Below are 16,029 nucleotides of genomic sequence, written 5' to 3'. Positions count from 1 at the left end.
TTGAGGTTACATGGATATCTGGAACACGGACGTCATCGCTACAAAGTTAGCTAAAGACGAAATTGATCAAAAACAGAAAACGATGTACTACGTAGCATGCTTCTACTTGCAGGTTATTGGTACTGTAATGCCAATGTTTTTATTAGGGTATTCTTATTCGATTAACTTGTTTACGTTCGCGTCTTATGTGCTCACTGTGTCTGTATTTCATCTTGGTGCGCTCAAAGTTTATAGGACTTGTGCAGACCATAAAAAGGCTAGTGTGTTAGATACATTAGTCGTTCTCGGATTGCCAATAAGCATAAAAATCCAAATAGGATACTGGCTTACGTATTTTCTCATAACATACATTTTGAATGTAATGCAGGCTTCGCCCTATGCATGGGTTGTCTATGGCTTTATAGCCATGCCAATCATGGTTTGGTTGCAATTTCAGCTAATTAAGCGTGCGGTGAATAAAAATTATGTATAACAAGTTGCTTAATTTCGTTCCGGCCACAAACAGCGTGGCCTCCACTGGACTGCCTACGCTACGCTGCGGCAGCCAATTAGCAAAGCGTTAGAGTTTATGAAGAAGTTACTGCTGTCACTTTTACTTTTATCCAATTTAGCATGGTCCTATACACCAATGAAAACAGATACATACGGAAATCCGATACTTGATCAGTACAGCGAAGAGGGATTTGTTGACTGCGTTCTAAGAATTGTTGAACGGTCAGAGAGCGCCAATAGCTTCAGGCTCCAGTTACGGGCAACATATTCTGGTGAAGTCGTTGGTATGGATGTTGAAGTTGTCAAAAACATCCAGAGCGGATTTGATTCAGAAATGAAACTCAAGAAAGAAAATGTCTATCGACAAGGCGTGGTATTCATCCGAACTGGACCAGAAAGCGACAGATTGATCAATGCTCTTGCCAAGCTATATGGCGAGAAAGATACAAAGCGTCAAATGAGGCTTGAGGAGATTTTCACTGCAATAGCGCTGCATCAAGGACCGCTTGAAATGGAGCAAGAGCCAGTCAAGATTAAGATTTTTGGTCGCGATGGCGAACCCTTTGATGAACATGCTTATTACGAGTCGTTCTTCAATCTTGATTTGAAAGAGGGCTTCGTGTTTTGGAATGAGAAGGATCCTGAATACCGAAAGCCCCTCATTCGAGGGCTTGCTCAATGAACTCTAACAAGGCGCGCCACTTTGCGGCCTGCGGCCGCAGCGACGCTCACCAAGGTTCGCGCGCGTGCGCTTATAGTTAGTCGTAAATGAGCATAGAATCTAAATTAAAAGGAAGTGTAATGAAAAAAGGTATTTTGTATTATTTTGCAGCAGCTTTTATCATGCTTTTAGGGTTGGCCTATAACGTTATAGAGCAAGACTTTTTTGGTTCAGGTATATTTTTAGTTTCTTCAATAGTATTTCTGGCTTTAGGTATACTAAAAAACGTTCGCCTTCAAAATCAAACAACGTTGCATAATATGCTACTAACAAGTTGCCTAAGTTCGCCGCTAAAAAGCCCGGCTTGGACAAATACTCACAGGGCTTCGCCCAACATCGTTCGCATTTGCCCCTTGGCAAAGCGTTATGCATTAAGGAGCATCCGTGCAGGAATTTGATGATGAGTTTTATGAACGTGCTGATGCACACATTCATTTGTCGAACGATCAGATAAGTGAACAGGCAACGCGCGGAAAAGTTAGTGCTTCAAATATGTACGCTACAGCTCGGTTTAATGCTTGGGTTAGCGCATGTGGCTGGAACAATGGACAAGAGATGGCTGCATCGAAACAGGATACATTGGAATACTTCGTAGCAGAATATCGGAAAATGCTGGAAGCAAACCTAGATGACTACATCGAAAACTTCGATTCTTACATGAGGCCGGGCGAGTAATGCATAACAAACCGCTCAAAAACGTTCCGGCCACAAACAACGTGGCCTCCACCGGACTCGCTAACGCTCGCCGCTTAGCGGGGCGTTATGAGCTATGACCACTGATAGAGAAAGTGCTGAATACTGGTACGGTGAGTTAATCGAAGGGCTTCGCCTGATATCTAGCGAATTTGAGGTTCAAGAAAGACGTTTGCCTGAATTTGTGCACCTTCCTGATGAAGTTCTTAATGCAGTATCGTTGGATACTTTAGGGTTGGTTGTTAGTGCTGGTTTATTGTCGAAAGAACAATATTCTAAAGTACAAGTTCTAGACGAGGCATTAGAGAACATTGAATTGCCATCGGATTACGAAGAAATGATTGAGCAAATGAAATCCGGCGATGATTTTAAGGCACTAAGGTTGCATGCTCGAGATTTACTAACCTGTCTAAATCAACCATACATGGAGCCTAATATAAGTGCTATTTACGTTAAAGGCTCATAACAAGGTGCTCAAGAGCCGACGCGCGAAAAGCGCGCGCGTCTTAGCACGGCGTTAGCCTTTAAGGAGAATCATGACCACTTGCTACATGTGTGATGAAGAATCAACTTCTTCAGAGCATGTTCCTCCAAAATGCCTTTTTCCTGAGCAAAAGGATCTCCCTGCGGGAGTCGATCTTAGGAAAGATCTGATCACAGTGCCTTCATGTGATTTGCACAACTCAAAAAAATCGAATGACGATGAATATTTACTCTATTGCCTCGTGATGAGTATTCCTTCAAACGAAATAGGCAACAACCATTTCCTTACTAAAATCATGAGGGCAATAGAGCGTAATCCCAGTCTCATTAAAAAGTATCTCCAGAACCATCAGAATGTTGCTGTAGAAAATATGGAAACTGGCGAGTGGTCCCGAAGCATTAGCTGCCAAATTGATGATGATCGATTTGATAAAAGCTTAGAACAGCTTTCGAGGGCACTTTATTTTCACCACTTTGGTGTCAAAGCTGAAGGGGAAATTGGAATATATCCTAATTTCTTGTTGTCGATGAACGAAGGTTTTAAAGAAACCAACGCTTCTATAGCAAAAATGGACTCAATGTCAGAGCAACTATTCTCGAAAGAGACTGCTCACGGTGAAAATCCAGAAGTTTTTAAATATTGCGCCGTAGACCTTGGTGAAGGTGAGGAAAAAATACTTCGCCTATATTTCTACGAGGGAAACAGGGTTACGGTAATATTCAAAGGCAAGGCTAACAAGTCAAAGCACTCGGACGCGTTATCGCGCGCCGGTGTTTGAGGCGTTATGTTTTGAGGTGTAGATGATTAGTCTGCTGCTACTTTTACTCAATATTGAATTTGGAGTTGAAAGATCATGCTCAGATTCAACCATCGAAGTGTTGGAAGAGTTTGTTTTTACTATTGAGCAAGTAACACCTGGCCCGAAGATTTTTGAGGATGGCTCAATCAAAGCAAGATCATCACTTTCCCCTGCGTGCTCATTGGTTAATGCCAAAGGCGTAATTCAGTTCGATGTTACTGAATCAGGCGAAATTGCTAATTACAAAATTGTTTTGATGGAGCCAGCTAGAGTTCACTCGCGTACGATCATTAAGGCTATTTTAAATGGTAAGGTTTTACCGTCTGCGTACGGTACTACGAACAATCAGGTACTAGTACAGTATGTGCAGTATAAAATCAAAACATAACAAGGCGCATCACTCGTGGCCTGCGGCTACTGGGACGTCAAACGCTAACGCGTTTTTCCGCCCGTGTGCTTTGCGTTAGGAAGAGTAATGAAGTTATCAGTCGCCCTTGTATTGGTTATGCTTAGTACATCTGCTCAGGCAGTTAATGTTTGCCATCAAATTTCCGAAGGAGTGGATCAAGAAGAAAACTGGGTAAAAATAGATATCCCGTTTAATTTCCCTGGACCAAGAGAGACACAAACATTTTTGTCGATAGATATTGATAATGATGGTGATTTAGAAAAAGTTGCTAGATTTGCTGGTGGAACACAACAAGTTCCATATTTAGAAGTATTGAACGGAGATAAAGAGGAGTATTTCGGTTCTGATCGTTGCGGAGGCGGTTCACCTAGTTCTATGAATATAGTTTCAATAAATAATAAAAATTATATACATGTCTCAATTATTGAAGGAATACAAAAACAATGTGGTATTTCTGGCTATTTAACAGAGTATATATCTGGAGATCTCTTCGGAAAAGAGTTGTGCACAATACCTCTTCCTAACAATTCACTTAAGCGGGACTAAAAACAGTTGGCTACTTTCGCTCCGCTTCGCATTATAGCCAACTATTAATTAGCCCCTTAGTGGGGCGTTATATTTTTTTGCAAGGGAGTGTTTATTTCAATGGTAAAAAAGTTACTGTTTAGCTCGATATTTTTTGTTAGCTGTGTTGATGCACAAGAACATGATTTTTCAGCAATGTTATCTTGCCATGCATCATTGGATAAGCCGGGACTTGCAGTAAGTATCGAACAAGCTGGAAAGCATGTTTTCAAAGGCGTGCTTGGTGTTGCAGACATAAGCACTCGCGAACCACTAAAAGTTGATGACACTTTTCAAATCGGATCAATTACAAAGCAGTTTACTGCTGCAGCCATCCTTCAACTTGCTGAAAATAAAAAGTTATCCTTAAAAAGTACCTTGGGTGATTTTATTAAAGATATTCCCGTCGAGTACACAAGGCTGACGATTGAAAGTGTGCTAAGCCATACTTCTGGGCTGCCAAATTACAACTTGGATGCAGGGATCAGGCAGCGGTGGGACAAATACGCCACCATTGATGAAGTGATCAATCAGGTGAGTAAAATGCCTGTGCTTAGAAAGCCTGGTGTTGATTATGCGTATTCAAATACCGGATATATTTTGTTGGGAAAGGTGATTGAAGTCGCTTCTGGTCTGACATATAGCGAGTATTTACAGCGAAATATTTTTTCTCCTTTAGGTATGAAGAATTCGTTTGTTGTGACTAATGGGGCAAGTTCAAAGCAAATCGTTAAAGGTTATACCACAAATAGAGATGCGCCTAATCTGTATTTGGCTCCCGAAACCGTTGACCGCAGTTGGATTTATGCGGCAGGTGCAATTGCATCTACTCTTGATGACATGAGCCTGTGGCATCGTGGTTTAAGTTCTGGGAAGGTAATTTCGGCTGAAAATTATCAGTTGATGGTAAGTAGAGCTAAATTAAACAACGGTGAATCAGTCAATTATGGTTTTGGTACCGATGTATATCCTATAAGTGGCCTACCGTCGTACAGTCATCAAGGGCAGGTGCCAGGTTTTATGGCATGGTCAATCTATTTTCCTTCACATGATTTACTTGGCACAGTATTCGGCAATAATGACTCTGTTCACCCTGGCCCAGCTTTGTTAAATATGATTGCAAGGCAACTTAACCTTTCACCAACGCCAATTGTTGATAAAAACATCACAGAGCAGGCAAAGATTCTGATTGGTCAATACAAAGGTGCAGACGATACGGTTATGACTGTTACATTCGATGATGGTCAACTCAGTGCAAAAACTGGCAATGGCGTTATCCGAAAATTAGTGCTTCGGGAAAATAACGCATTTTCGTATGAATGCACCGAAGATTATTATCAACTTCGAGAGCAGGATGATAAGCGTTTACTTGTTCCTGTCAGTATTTACATGGGTGAGCGAGCGCCTTTAGTTCGATCGGAAATATAACAATCGCCATCAAAAACGACTCGCAACAAGTTGCTCGCGTTTGTTGTGGGCTTTAGAGCTAAGGAAAGTCATGAGCATCACATTGGAAGAAATTACCAGTTCAAATTATGAAGACGTATGTGACTTAGATGTCACGGTTGAGCAACAGGAATATGTTGCGAGCAATATGTGGTCTTTGGTTGAATCACATTACTGCCAAGGACATACCTGCAGAGCTATCTATCAGAACGATAAGCCTGTCGGTTTTTTCATGTGGGTATCTAAAACGCCTGAAAAAGTTTCTATCTGGCGCTTTATGGTGGATCAACGCTATCAACAATCTGGTATTGGCAGAGTTGCACTAAATTTGGCGCTCAATGAAATCAAAGCCAGTGACAAAGTAAAAGAAATAGAAATTTGCTATGACCCTGAAAACCCAGTGGCCAAAGATTTTTATTCAAGTTTTGGCTTTCAGGAAGTGGGTTTGGATGAAGATGGTGAAGATATGTTGGCAGTCATCAAGCTGTGTCTCTAACATTAAACATCGCGGCCTGCGGCCGCTTGACTCGCAACAAGTTGCTCGCCGTTTAGGCGAGCGTTATGTGCCAAGGAGAGGTTCAAGTTTTGCGTAATTATCACATCGTTTTATTCTTTATCGTTTCTTTATTCGGATGTGAACAAAAAGCTGAATCAACTTCGAAACAGGTTGAGGCCAATATTGTTCAAGCCTTGAAGGTTGGAGATGATGCTAAAGCTATTGAGAATTATCTTAACTCCCAAAAAATTCAATTCAGTTATGACAAATACACCAATAGATTTCAGGGCATAATTCGAGATCAAAACTCAAACTTACATGCTATTACTATTTCAATTGTATTGGATAATCAGCAGAGGTATGTCAACGTTGAAGTTAATGATAGTTACATCAGCTTGTAAGACACATAACAAGTTGCCCAAAATCGCCGCAAACGACGCGGCTGGGACAAATACTCACTGGGCTTCGCCCAACAACGTTCGCATTTGCCCATTGGCAAAGCTTTATGTTTCAGGACAGTCATGAGTGAATATTTGGAATTTGAGCAATTATCCGAAATAGATGATCTGCTGAAACTAAGAGTGAAAGGCGAAAGTAGCGGATTTGCCGGTATAGCCGATTGCTACGTTAACGAAGACCAATTTCAAGAGTTTTGCACTCAACTAAGTGGCTTTCCCAAGAAACGAGAGGATAGCGTTCGGTTTTACTCTGGTGAGAGTGATCAGTTGTCTCATTTCGATATTGTGTTCTCTTGCGCCGATAATTCTGGGCGCATACTGGCGGCCATACAAATTGTATCCAGAGATACCCGTTATCCCCGAGAAAAGGTATGTTTTGTAGCTTCATTCTCATTTAAGGTGGAGCCAGCCGCATTTGATCGTTTTGTAGGTGGCTTATCTCGGGTATCGGTAATTAATAATGTGGGTTCAAAAGCGGCCCTAGTAAATGAAACATAATAATAGGTATCACTTGCGGCCTGCGGCCGCTGGGATGCCAACCCGCTGCACCTCATCGCCTGTGTTGTGCGTTAGGACCCTTTGCTATATGTCACTGATAAGAATCAATTTACTGTTACTGTTCAGCTTGTTGGTAACAATAGTATTACTGGTTGCTGCTTTTTTTTCTTACGATTTAGCGCATGGAAATTTATGGCGTTTTTTATCATGGCCTGCTCATAAGGCTCGCCTCTGGAATGGCGGCATCGTGCTCCAATCAATAACTGACTTCATATTCACAAAGCACAGCCAAGGCAATGTACATATCGCAGAAGCCTTGATATTAATTTTTACGTGGTGGCCAGTAACATTTGCAGCCATGTTCTTTACATTCCGAACCAAGCGTACAGGCCCCGCCCCTTAACCTAATGTTAGGTTTCGAAACATGATCGCACATCGACTGTTTTTGTTTCTATCCTGACGGTCTATATTGCTGGTTGTGCGGGTGTCATGGGTAGTTCGCACTAACTCATAATGGGGCAGAAGTGAGCTAAAGCAACCTGTCGGATCTTATTGCATCGTGATTTGAATATTGACAGGTTAAGTCACTAATCCAGTTCAATCGTGTGTTCAGTTTGACCTGTTCTTAGACCACTATTTTCACCTTCATACGTGTCACCTGATAACATTACGCTTCATGCCCTGTCGTCAGCTTTAACCAATCCCAATACACATAATGAGCCGTGGGCAGTAGTGCACTAATGCCGGTGATCGATGATGGCCGGTACCTAAGCGTGTTGTTCCGCTTGGTCCTATGAAGCTGTCGCGTGTTTACCTGCTGCTGTGTCCGCTAATCTCATGCTGGCTTTGTTTGGATAAGGAGATGGGTAGGCCTGATACCCAGCATCAAAGTGTATGCTTCCGTTCGTTAGCTTCTTAATACCTGCATCGTCCAGGTATTCGCTAATGTCTGTGGGTGAAGCCGGCATAAATAGGGCTGATATAGGCGTGTTGCTCGACGATGACGAGTGAGAATAGCGCACGTTTTCCTAGCATTAGTTATTGCTGGTTTGTTATGTGGCGATAGAGATATTACAGCATTAGAGAGCAACAGAGCTTCGATGCGGCCTAGATAATCCCTAGATCCCCTCAAAAAGTTGGGAGCACTCAAACCCATGCAGCAGTAGGGCTACAGGCGAGTCGTTGCATCAACCCTAGAGGAGGATGCAACGGCTCGCTTTTGTTGCTTTTGTGTTAAGGCTTGAAGGGCGTAAAGGGTAGGGCAAAAGGTGAGTTTTTGGTAGTTCTGGGTGAATTGATGGCGCCTAAATGGATCCTTCTATTCGGCTCACTGTTTCGGTCGCGGCCTCATCCTGCGAAGGCGTTATCCACTCCCCGTTTTTAGTCATCGAAAGCAGGTGAACTGGGATGATCTGCACACTGTTTTTGGGTGATTGAACGCGTTTTTAGGCCCATGCTGCCTTAATCTGAATTGTTAGTGATATGTTTCTATTCAATAGGTGTTGTTCAGTGTCTTGCACCAATATGGTTCAACCGTTTTTTGATGCGGCCTAGATAATCCCTAGATCGCCTCAAAAAGTTGGGAGCACTCTAGCCCATGCAGCAGTAGGGCTACAGACGAGTCATTGCATCAACCCTAAGGAAGGATGCAATAGCGTGAATTTGTTGATTTGGTGTTAAATGTTGGCAATGGGGTGAAGAGGGTCAAAGCCAAGGTTTTAAACGGTTTTAGACGGTTTTAGGTGAATTGCTTCTGTCTAGGACTAGGCTCATTTTAACCGAGTGCCAGACTCGTTATCTTTACCTATATTAGTCATCCTGCATGGATAGGAATGGAGCGATGATCATGTGCAATTATGAGGAATTTTGATTTTTAGATGGGCGGATTTTGTGCCTCGCCGATGCTCACGGTTTGATTGAAGCAGAACGCGACACCTTATGGTGATGAGAATCACTCGCAACTCGATGTGGATGCGAACCATTATCATCACGGGTCCTTCCGGCTCGGTTGATTGCGGGGGCGGCGACACGCAGTGCTTCACTACATATGAGGATTTTAGAGGGCTTGGTTGTTGTTTTATTAGAGGGCTTTTAGGGGGCGTTCATAATTTTGAACGCTATCTATGGTGTTGATTGTAATTGATTATTTTCCTTGCTTTCTCTGAATCTCAAAAAATAGGTGTGCTCGGATATACCAACTTCAATAGATCGATTTTGTGATCCTTTGATCTTTGCTTTATGCGCCAATGTTATATCTCCATTTTTTTACTTCGGAGGATGAGGTAGTGGCGATATAAGCGGAGCAAAGAGGGCTAAACCACCTTCTTAGGAAGGTGGTTTATTTCAATTTGGCTTATTTTTTAAAGAATGCTTCGTTTGTACCGTATGGGCCTAGGTTAAGATCACGTTTACGAATGGCATCAACACGATCAAAGGCTTCTTCAGCCACTCTCAAGTTTTTCACATCTTTGCGCCAATAGTATTTAAAACCATCAAAATGAGCATTATTCGGATACCAGTAGAACACGCCTAAACCCTCTTTGTTTAAAATTGGCGTGTTGTGGATATGAGCCCCAGGTATGTAGAAGTATTGACCTTTAGCTAGGGTTTCAAATTTATTGTTTGCTAATGTTTTACTTGTGCCATTTACGACGTAATAACACTCTGGTTGGCCATGAAAGTGCGGCTCATGATCTGACTTGCCACCATTAGTAATACCGATAACAACTGGGCTGTCAGACAATTCTTTCCAAATATAGCCAACGGGAGAGTTTTTAGGGTCGCAGTTTTTTGCTTCTAGGACATTGCCATTATCATCCAAGGTTTTACAAAAACGTTGATCCGCGGCGATGCTGTCGTTGGGTTTAATGGTATTAAAATCGATTTTGCCTGCTTCCCAATCAGTAATATAAGCTTCAATTTCTGGGTTACGACATTGCTCTGGCATAGTATCTTGTGGGACATAAGGAGTACTGTCCGCTGGCACCGGTGTCATTTGTTGATATGGAAGTTGTGCATGGTTACATTGTGGGCCTTGCGCCATAGCTGCCGTTGATGCCAATGCGGCGATTCCAAAAAGCATTTTTAATTTCATCATTATCTATCCTATTGTCTTAATTTTTAAAATGGCGGTATTGTGTTGGTATTATTGTTCTGTCACTAACAATAAAGAGATTGGTCTACCGCAAAGGTGAAATGGATCACGTCATGTTTTCAGTGGCAAACTTATTCGTGACTCTGCTCGCGAATAATCTTATCTGCGACCCTAGCATTAGAAATAGAATTGCAGACTGACTTGTGCATAGTTGGAGGCTCCCTGAGTTGCCCTGGGCTGGGATTCTGTGGGCACAAGAGAAGTGATATTGTCTTGCATTTGATAACGACCTATTTCAGCGCCTAAAGTGAGTGATTGGGTTAAATTGGTGAATAAGTTAACCCCAGAATGACTACGATCTGTTTGTTCTACTTTTGTGGATGTGTGCCCATAAAAGATACTTGAACGTGTGTGTTGGGTCCAAAAGTGCCTATAGGCGAACATGACGGATAAAGAATTTTCTAATTGCCCATCTGTGATATCTCTAGCTGCATCGGTTCCTACATAGCGCCCTAAATGACCATAGTGCAATTGAATACGAAGATCATCTTTCCCTATGGAATGTATTTTTGCCGCTATTGATGTACCACCACCCCATTGGGCTGTATCGGCGGAGTCTAAATATCTTAGTAAACCTGATATCGACACATTACCCCAGTCACCCGATTGGTTGTAACGAACGATCATGTCTGGCAGATAATCATGGTTGGTATCAATCCATAGCGGTTCTGTTGACGTGAGTGCTGTGGCGAATTTAGTTTGTGCACTTGCTTGTTCTGGTGATTGAGTTCCGTAGGTGTAGGGGTTTTCTAGGGCAAACTGCCAATGGGCTGTGTCATAGCGTACCAGCGCTTGTCTTATCATGGCTTGACCAACTAATGGCCCGCCTAAATCGGCTGTTTCAGCAAAGGTGCTGGTATTGACTAAGGTGGACCAAGTTTGCCCAGCCGTTACGCCTTGGTAGGATATAAATGCGTGCCTTAGGCGGGGGCTGTAGGAATTGGAAATGATCGGATTCCCCTGCGCCGAGCCAACAAAGTCGATTTCAGCAAAGGCTTGAACTTCATTTGAGGTGATGGTCATATTTACGCGACTTTCTTACGAACTGAATTGAGTACGTTTAGTGTTATCCGCGAAAGAACCTCCACCTGTCCAACTGTCTTGAAACTTCAGATTACCTTCAACATAACGTGCGTTTGCCTTAATAAATCCCCCCATTTGTAACTCTGTTCCATAGAGTGGTGAAAACGGAATAAAAAATAGGGATAAGGCGAGTAAAGTGTGTTGCTTCATGGTTGGCTAAATCACATTGAAAAATAAAAAATGCCCTAATAAATAGGGCATAAAAAGAAGGGTCGATCAAAACCGCAGGAACGTTCCGATCGACTTGATTATTACAAACAAGATTTAGAATGGAGAGTTAGAAATAATAGCCAAAGTTGATGTTAATGCGTTTATCCCAATCATTACCGACTTCCGGTAATCCAACATGGTCGTTATTGGCGGTAGAGAAGGTCATATTTTTACCCATAACAAAGTCGATCATTGTGTAGGTAGGACCTGCAGAAATCGCCATACCAGTGACGTTTTGCATACTGTTATCGTAGCTATCATCATCAACATCTGGCGTCATTAAACCAAAGTCGTTGTAGAACTTAATGCTACCCCAATCTGTGTTCACGGTTTTGGCAATGTTGATGTTATAGGCTTGGCCCTTAGAAGCAATTTCATACTGCCAGCTCACTACTGACACGCCAATTTTATTGGAGTCGATAGCATCTGCAGCATCATATTCATATTGCATGGCTTGCATTTGTAAATTCCAGCCTTTGTAGCTGCTATCTAAATGCAATGCTACGGCATAGCGATCGCCATTGTTGCCCGTCTCACTGTTGTAGATTTGGCCATACTGCACAGAGCCACCAAAGGTAGTCGAGCCGCCTTCGTATTCTGTTGTATAAGTTTGGCGCACGTTTAACTGGTTAGTTTCTTCATTGTGATACTCAGTGCCATTGATGGTACCGGTATACAAATCGGTCGAATAACGCTTATTCTCGGTCGCACCATATTCAGCATTTTTGTAAAAGGCTAAATCAGTATGCCAACCATTTTTTTCGTAGGTGGCTTTAAGACCGATATCATGATCATCCTCAAAACCTAAGTAGTAAGGTAGACCAAACCACCAACTGTTAGAAATAAACTCGCGATTACCAAAGGGTACCTTGTTGATACCAAATTGCAGTTGCCAGTCTGGATCAATGTTGTAGTAACCATAACCGTACTTGATATAGTTAGTGCCTGAAGTAAAACGGTATTCTGCGGCTAAACCGAAGTCGCCTTTTTTACCATCAAATTTAATTGCGGCCATATCAAAATTAAAATCGCCGCCTTTGTCTTTTGAGGCTTTGTCATAATCTTTATAACCATAGTTAACACGCACTGCACCGCCAACGTTAATACCATCTTCTTGTTGTTCTGCAGCAAAAGCGGCTGAACTCGACATGGCCATTGCAGTTGCAACCATGGACAGCATAAACCGAGTGGATTGTTTCATCATCGTTACCTTTTATTTTAGTATTTGAATTTTAATAATTAATTTACATTTCTTTGAACCAAGTACGGTGGCATTCAGCACAAACTGGGGCCTTTTTTTCGTGTTCAGCGTGGCAGGCTAAGCAGCTTGCACCTTCGTTGTAGTGCAACGATTTGTGCGGATGAGCTTCTGGGATCGGTAGCTTTTTCTCGTCAACGGGGATACTGGTTATGTCACCGTGACATTCAACGCACGCTGCGTCGGTAGCATTTTGCTTACCTGAACCTTGGTGACAGCTTTTACAGCCTTCTTGATAGAGAGACTCATGATTTACTCGGCCTTGAGTACTGCCTTTCATTTTTACCAGCTCTCCGGCGTTTACATTGCCAGCAAATACGAATCCAATAAGGAGTGTGAGTAGTAATTTATTCATAATATTTAAGCCTGCATGTCAGATTTGATGGTTTCAGATACGATAATTCCCATCGTCAAGCACTCTAGGCATGCCGTTGAACTTAAACGTGTTCCACCATGTGTACCACCGGTCGCTTCGCCAACTGCATACAGTTTCTTAATTGTCGTTAACGATTGGCTGTGCATAACACGGGCACCTAAATCGGTTTTTAATCCTCCCATGCAGTAATGCACTTTTGGCCAGATCCGCGAGACAATAAAGGGAGGTTTTAGCTGTACAGCCGTATCCATCATGCGGCCAAAGAGTGGATCAACACCTTTAGGTACTTGTTGGTTGTACTCAGTAACGGTTTGTTTTAACTCATTTAGTGGGATATTAAACTGCTTAGCTAATTGCTCTAGGCTATCGACTTTCCAGGCAATTTGGTCACGCACGGCACGGGTGACGCGTTCATCGCCAACATGGTCATCATGATTAAAAAACACGACAGGATAAGCGGGGGAACCATCTGCATTACGGTTTTTCATTATGGCGTCAGAGCAGGTTTTTCTGTCGGCACGTTCATTCATAAACCGTTTACCATCAAGAACATTGACGGAAATGCCCTTATGGAAACCAATCGACAGTAACGCATTTGACCAACCGAAGCCGCCTTCATCAGGCGAACCCCAGTGGCCAGTTTGAATAAAGCTCATATGTATAGGCAGTGCACCGTGTGCCATGGCTGTAAGGGTGACTTCTCCAGTCGCTCCTAGCGCATTGGTGCAATCAAGTGTCTTATCAAGCGATGGATCAACCAGCTCACGCAGTTTTAAATTTCGAGAAAAACCACCGTGGGCAAGGATAACGGCCTTGTTAGCTTTGATATAGATTGTTTTGCCAGTTTTGAGATCGGGGAAACGATAATTTTGGCGAACTTTGAGGCCGATAATTTCCTGACCATCCATTATGAAATCTTCAACATAGTGTTGCAGACGATATTCAACTCCTTCTTTTTTACCCACTTCATAAAGTTTAGTGGTGATATCGCCGCCCACACCGTGTTGGGTACGAATCGCTCGTGCTTTATTATGTCCACCCACTTGCTGGTTAAATCCTTCGCGAAACTTTACCCCTGCATTAATACACAGGTCATAGGCATCCAGTGCGCGATTAGCCATTTGGCGCAACATGTCAGTATTTTGCATACCGCGGCCAGAAATGATCTGATCTTTAACCAGTTCCTCTGGCGAATCATCTTGAATGCCTTGGGCTAATTGGATTGGATTTTTGGGAATGGCTAGCCAACCGCCATTAATCGCAGAGTTACCGCCAATGACTTGCATTTTTTCCAATACAAGTACGGAACCAAGACCTTGGCGTTTAGAATTGAGTGAAGCAGATAAACCCGCGAAACCTGAACCCACGACGATAACATCGCGTGTTTCATCCCATTTTATGTTTGATGCGCACTCGTTAGCTGATGCTGCACTTGGCAGTGCGGCTGCAATACCGCCAATAGCTGCACCTGCCCCCAGTTTTAAAAAGTTTCTTCTATTATGCATGTTGTTCACCCTCTACTTCAGTATGCAAGCAAGATAGAGGCTATGGGGCAGGCTAAAGGTGAACTAAGTCACGGCTTTTTTGGAGTGGCAAACTTATTCGTGAGTTATGTCTAGAATAATCTTTTTTGAAAATGAAAGTTTTTTGCAACAAAAATGTAAGTGAAGGGATTTTAATCTTTGAAAAAAACTTGTTGTTGCAATGTATGCTTGAGGTAACTCACAAAGAACATAAATAAAATGCTCACTTGCGTGAGCTTTATCCCGATTAGTCATCCTTACCCTATAACAGGCATAAGTTAACAACGCATAATTCACGCTTACTTAGCGTTTTATTCGGGTTTAGTGCATGAAATGTCCTTCTGACACACTATCTATTTTAAGGTGCAATCAAATACTGGATGCAGCTGAGCTGTTGATTGAGTCGCAAGGTATCGTCTCTTTTAAGTTTTCTCAACTGGCCAAAGAAGTCGGTTGTTCTACTGGTACCTTGTACAAATTTTTTGAACGTAAAGAAGACGTTTTAGTTTGTCTGTTCCTAAGAAGTGCAACCTCTAATCACTTGCCAATTTTTTTTAATAAAAATCCTGAATTAACGGCTAAAGAACGAGTATTGTTGCCAATTCTATTTACCTTTGAAACGATAAAACGCAGCAAAAGCTTTGCAACGTTACGTTCTGTTTCTGTTAATACCATGGTATGGCAACTTGCTAGTGATGAAAAAGTCGAACGCTTTAAAAAGCGCATTAATGCGTTCTGGGGCTGGTTTACTGACTCGCTCAATCTAGCAGTAGAAAAAGGGGAATTAGAGGCGACACCATTACAGGTAAAGGAGTTAGTACAGGGTATCACCTTTTATTTAACCGGGGCGTTAACTCAATTTGAGAGTCAGCTTATCGCGCCAGAATACCTTTCTAATCGTCGAGAAACCTGTTACCGACATTTGGCTAAATTGATGGGGCAATATAAGTGGAAAATGCCCTTAACCCCAGAATTATATGATTCTTTAGAGGCCAGAACGATTAAGTTCTTCGACCAACATTATCGTGATCATATGAGTTGCGCTGCATGTAGTGCGCTGTCTTGTACAAATGGTGTTGGGGGGTAACGGTGATTGAAATCAACAAAGCTCTGTTTCAGTAGGTTTTATACTAGTGCCCAAATTCAACTCAGAAGAATGGTTTCTTTTACGGATAATTTATCAAACTAGTGTGTTGCGGCTCTTCATAGCAATCTAATTTTTGATCAAACTTTATTATGCTCTTAGATAAAGTTGGTGAGAGGTTGGCCTGAATAAAGTTATCAGGCTAGGTATGCTTGCAAATAATTCGTTCGCTGTTCATATTTCCAGCATGAAATATTCATTTAAAAAACAGATTAGATTTA

Annotated in this window: 19 protein-coding genes; 13 read left to right on the top strand and 6 right to left on the bottom strand. The window is 42.2% G+C overall.

The annotated features are described in order from the left end of the window. Window positions 1–10 precede the first annotated feature (10 nt). From KO531_RS15525 to KO531_RS15470, 12 genes are all read left to right on the top strand, one after another. Window positions 11–472 carry a hypothetical protein gene (locus KO531_RS15525; RefSeq protein WP_219251623.1) on the top strand — a complete coding sequence of 154 codons (462 nt, stop codon included), beginning with the start codon at window positions 11–13 and terminating at the stop codon, window positions 470–472. A gap of 96 nt (window positions 473–568) precedes the next feature. Continuing rightward, on the top strand, window positions 569–1,174 hold the full coding sequence (locus tag KO531_RS15520; RefSeq protein WP_219251622.1) for a hypothetical protein: 606 nt from the start codon (window positions 569–571) through the stop codon (window positions 1,172–1,174). A 119-nt stretch (window positions 1,175–1,293) separates the two neighbouring features. Further along, window positions 1,294–1,611 (top strand): hypothetical protein, encoded by a 318-nt coding sequence (locus KO531_RS15515; RefSeq protein ID WP_219251684.1) that lies wholly within the window; start codon window positions 1,294–1,296, stop codon window positions 1,609–1,611. Continuing rightward, a complete protein-coding gene (locus KO531_RS15510; RefSeq protein ID WP_131526211.1) occupies window positions 1,598–1,888 on the top strand; it encodes a DUF3144 domain-containing protein in 291 nt (96 codons plus the stop codon). Before KO531_RS15515 ends, KO531_RS15510 begins: the two co-directional genes overlap by 14 nt. A 94-nt stretch (window positions 1,889–1,982) precedes the next feature. Further along, window positions 1,983–2,372, top strand: coding sequence for a hypothetical protein (locus KO531_RS15505; protein WP_173243083.1), 390 nt, complete (start codon window positions 1,983–1,985; stop codon window positions 2,370–2,372). 70 nt (window positions 2,373–2,442) lie between these two features. Beyond that, on the top strand, window positions 2,443–3,168 hold the full coding sequence (locus KO531_RS15500) for a hypothetical protein (protein WP_028761879.1): 726 nt from the start codon (window positions 2,443–2,445) through the stop codon (window positions 3,166–3,168). Window positions 3,169–3,190: 22 nt separating this feature from the next. Next, window positions 3,191–3,577, top strand: a complete 387-nt coding sequence (locus KO531_RS15495; protein ID WP_219251621.1) for a hypothetical protein — start codon at window positions 3,191–3,193, stop codon at window positions 3,575–3,577. Between the two features lie 87 nt (window positions 3,578–3,664). Further along, a complete protein-coding gene (locus KO531_RS15490; RefSeq protein ID WP_219251620.1) occupies window positions 3,665–4,144 on the top strand; it encodes a hypothetical protein in 480 nt (159 codons plus the stop codon). Between the two features lie 99 nt (window positions 4,145–4,243). Further along, entirely contained in the window at window positions 4,244–5,590 is a 1,347-nt protein-coding gene (locus KO531_RS15485; RefSeq protein WP_219251619.1) for a serine hydrolase domain-containing protein, read from the top strand. Window positions 5,591–5,660: 70 nt separating this feature from the next. Further along, the gene (locus KO531_RS15480) at window positions 5,661–6,104 is read left to right on the top strand and encodes a GNAT family N-acetyltransferase (RefSeq protein ID WP_219251618.1); all 444 of its coding nucleotides are present in this window, start codon (window positions 5,661–5,663) and stop codon (window positions 6,102–6,104) included. 65 nt (window positions 6,105–6,169) lie between these two features. Continuing rightward, window positions 6,170–6,505, top strand: a complete 336-nt coding sequence (locus tag KO531_RS15475) for a hypothetical protein (protein WP_219251617.1) — start codon at window positions 6,170–6,172, stop codon at window positions 6,503–6,505. Between the two features lie 120 nt (window positions 6,506–6,625). Then, window positions 6,626–7,060, top strand: coding sequence for a hypothetical protein (locus tag KO531_RS15470; protein WP_219251616.1), 435 nt, complete (start codon window positions 6,626–6,628; stop codon window positions 7,058–7,060). 2,353 nt (window positions 7,061–9,413) lie between these two features. Here KO531_RS15470 and KO531_RS15465 read toward each other — a convergent pair. From KO531_RS15465 to KO531_RS15445, 6 genes are all read right to left on the bottom strand, one after another. Continuing rightward, window positions 9,414–10,157: a cupin gene (locus tag KO531_RS15465; protein ID WP_028759672.1), complete on the bottom strand. Its 744-nt coding sequence runs from the start codon at window positions 10,155–10,157 to the stop codon at window positions 9,414–9,416. 174 nt (window positions 10,158–10,331) lie between these two features. Beyond that, window positions 10,332–11,237 carry a hypothetical protein gene (locus KO531_RS15460; RefSeq protein WP_251068980.1) on the bottom strand — a complete coding sequence of 302 codons (906 nt, stop codon included), beginning with the start codon at window positions 11,235–11,237 and terminating at the stop codon, window positions 10,332–10,334. 15 nt (window positions 11,238–11,252) lie between these two features. Beyond that, window positions 11,253–11,447, bottom strand: coding sequence for a hypothetical protein (locus tag KO531_RS22445; RefSeq protein ID WP_251068979.1), 195 nt, complete (start codon window positions 11,445–11,447; stop codon window positions 11,253–11,255). A 127-nt stretch (window positions 11,448–11,574) separates the two neighbouring features. Beyond that, window positions 11,575–12,711, bottom strand: a complete 1,137-nt coding sequence (locus tag KO531_RS15455; RefSeq protein WP_012089431.1) for a hypothetical protein — start codon at window positions 12,709–12,711, stop codon at window positions 11,575–11,577. A gap of 40 nt (window positions 12,712–12,751) precedes the next feature. Further along, on the bottom strand, window positions 12,752–13,120 hold the full coding sequence (locus KO531_RS15450; RefSeq protein WP_012089430.1) for a cytochrome c3 family protein: 369 nt from the start codon (window positions 13,118–13,120) through the stop codon (window positions 12,752–12,754). A gap of 5 nt (window positions 13,121–13,125) precedes the next feature. After that, window positions 13,126–14,646, bottom strand: a complete 1,521-nt coding sequence (locus KO531_RS15445; protein WP_219251615.1) for a flavocytochrome c — start codon at window positions 14,644–14,646, stop codon at window positions 13,126–13,128. Between the two features lie 346 nt (window positions 14,647–14,992). On the opposite strand from KO531_RS15445, the gene KO531_RS15440 reads away from it, so the two are divergent. Beyond that, entirely contained in the window at window positions 14,993–15,751 is a 759-nt protein-coding gene (locus KO531_RS15440) for a TetR/AcrR family transcriptional regulator (RefSeq protein WP_219251614.1), read from the top strand. Window positions 15,752–16,029: the final 278 nt, after the last annotated feature.

The organism is Shewanella sp. NKUCC06_TVS (assembly GCF_019345515.1).
Classification (GTDB): Bacteria; Pseudomonadota; Gammaproteobacteria; order Enterobacterales; family Shewanellaceae; genus Shewanella; species Shewanella oncorhynchi.
Note: the sequence above shows the minus strand (reverse complement) of the source record. Positions and strands in the feature narration are given on the sequence as shown.

What these genes read in the sequence shown, in the direction of transcription:
- KO531_RS15525 (WP_219251623.1), top strand. Translation starts at nt 11, where the DNA reads ATGGATATCTGGAACACGGACGTCATCGCTACAAAGTTAGCTAAAGAC.
- KO531_RS15520 (WP_219251622.1), top strand. Translation starts at nt 569, where the DNA reads ATGAAGAAGTTACTGCTGTCACTTTTACTTTTATCCAATTTAGCATGG.
- KO531_RS15515 (WP_219251684.1), top strand. Translation starts at nt 1,294, where the DNA reads ATGAAAAAAGGTATTTTGTATTATTTTGCAGCAGCTTTTATCATGCTT.
- KO531_RS15505 (WP_173243083.1), top strand. Translation starts at nt 1,983, where the DNA reads ATGACCACTGATAGAGAAAGTGCTGAATACTGGTACGGTGAGTTAATC.
- KO531_RS15500 (WP_028761879.1), top strand. Translation starts at nt 2,443, where the DNA reads ATGACCACTTGCTACATGTGTGATGAAGAATCAACTTCTTCAGAGCAT.
- KO531_RS15495 (WP_219251621.1), top strand. Translation starts at nt 3,191, where the DNA reads ATGATTAGTCTGCTGCTACTTTTACTCAATATTGAATTTGGAGTTGAA.
- KO531_RS15490 (WP_219251620.1), top strand. Translation starts at nt 3,665, where the DNA reads ATGAAGTTATCAGTCGCCCTTGTATTGGTTATGCTTAGTACATCTGCT.
- KO531_RS15485 (WP_219251619.1), top strand. Translation starts at nt 4,244, where the DNA reads ATGGTAAAAAAGTTACTGTTTAGCTCGATATTTTTTGTTAGCTGTGTT.
- KO531_RS15480 (WP_219251618.1), top strand. Translation starts at nt 5,661, where the DNA reads ATGAGCATCACATTGGAAGAAATTACCAGTTCAAATTATGAAGACGTA.
- KO531_RS15475 (WP_219251617.1), top strand. Translation starts at nt 6,170, where the DNA reads ATGTGCCAAGGAGAGGTTCAAGTTTTGCGTAATTATCACATCGTTTTA.
- KO531_RS15470 (WP_219251616.1), top strand. Translation starts at nt 6,626, where the DNA reads ATGAGTGAATATTTGGAATTTGAGCAATTATCCGAAATAGATGATCTG.
- KO531_RS15465 (WP_028759672.1), bottom strand. Translation starts at nt 10,157, where the DNA reads ATGATGAAATTAAAAATGCTTTTTGGAATCGCCGCATTGGCATCAACG.
- KO531_RS15460 (WP_251068980.1), bottom strand. Translation starts at nt 11,237, where the DNA reads ATGACCATCACCTCAAATGAAGTTCAAGCCTTTGCTGAAATCGACTTT.
- KO531_RS22445 (WP_251068979.1), bottom strand. Translation starts at nt 11,447, where the DNA reads ATGAAGCAACACACTTTACTCGCCTTATCCCTATTTTTTATTCCGTTT.
- KO531_RS15455 (WP_012089431.1), bottom strand. Translation starts at nt 12,711, where the DNA reads ATGATGAAACAATCCACTCGGTTTATGCTGTCCATGGTTGCAACTGCA.
- KO531_RS15450 (WP_012089430.1), bottom strand. Translation starts at nt 13,120, where the DNA reads ATGAATAAATTACTACTCACACTCCTTATTGGATTCGTATTTGCTGGC.
- KO531_RS15445 (WP_219251615.1), bottom strand. Translation starts at nt 14,646, where the DNA reads ATGCATAATAGAAGAAACTTTTTAAAACTGGGGGCAGGTGCAGCTATT.
- KO531_RS15440 (WP_219251614.1), top strand. Translation starts at nt 14,993, where the DNA reads ATGAAATGTCCTTCTGACACACTATCTATTTTAAGGTGCAATCAAATA.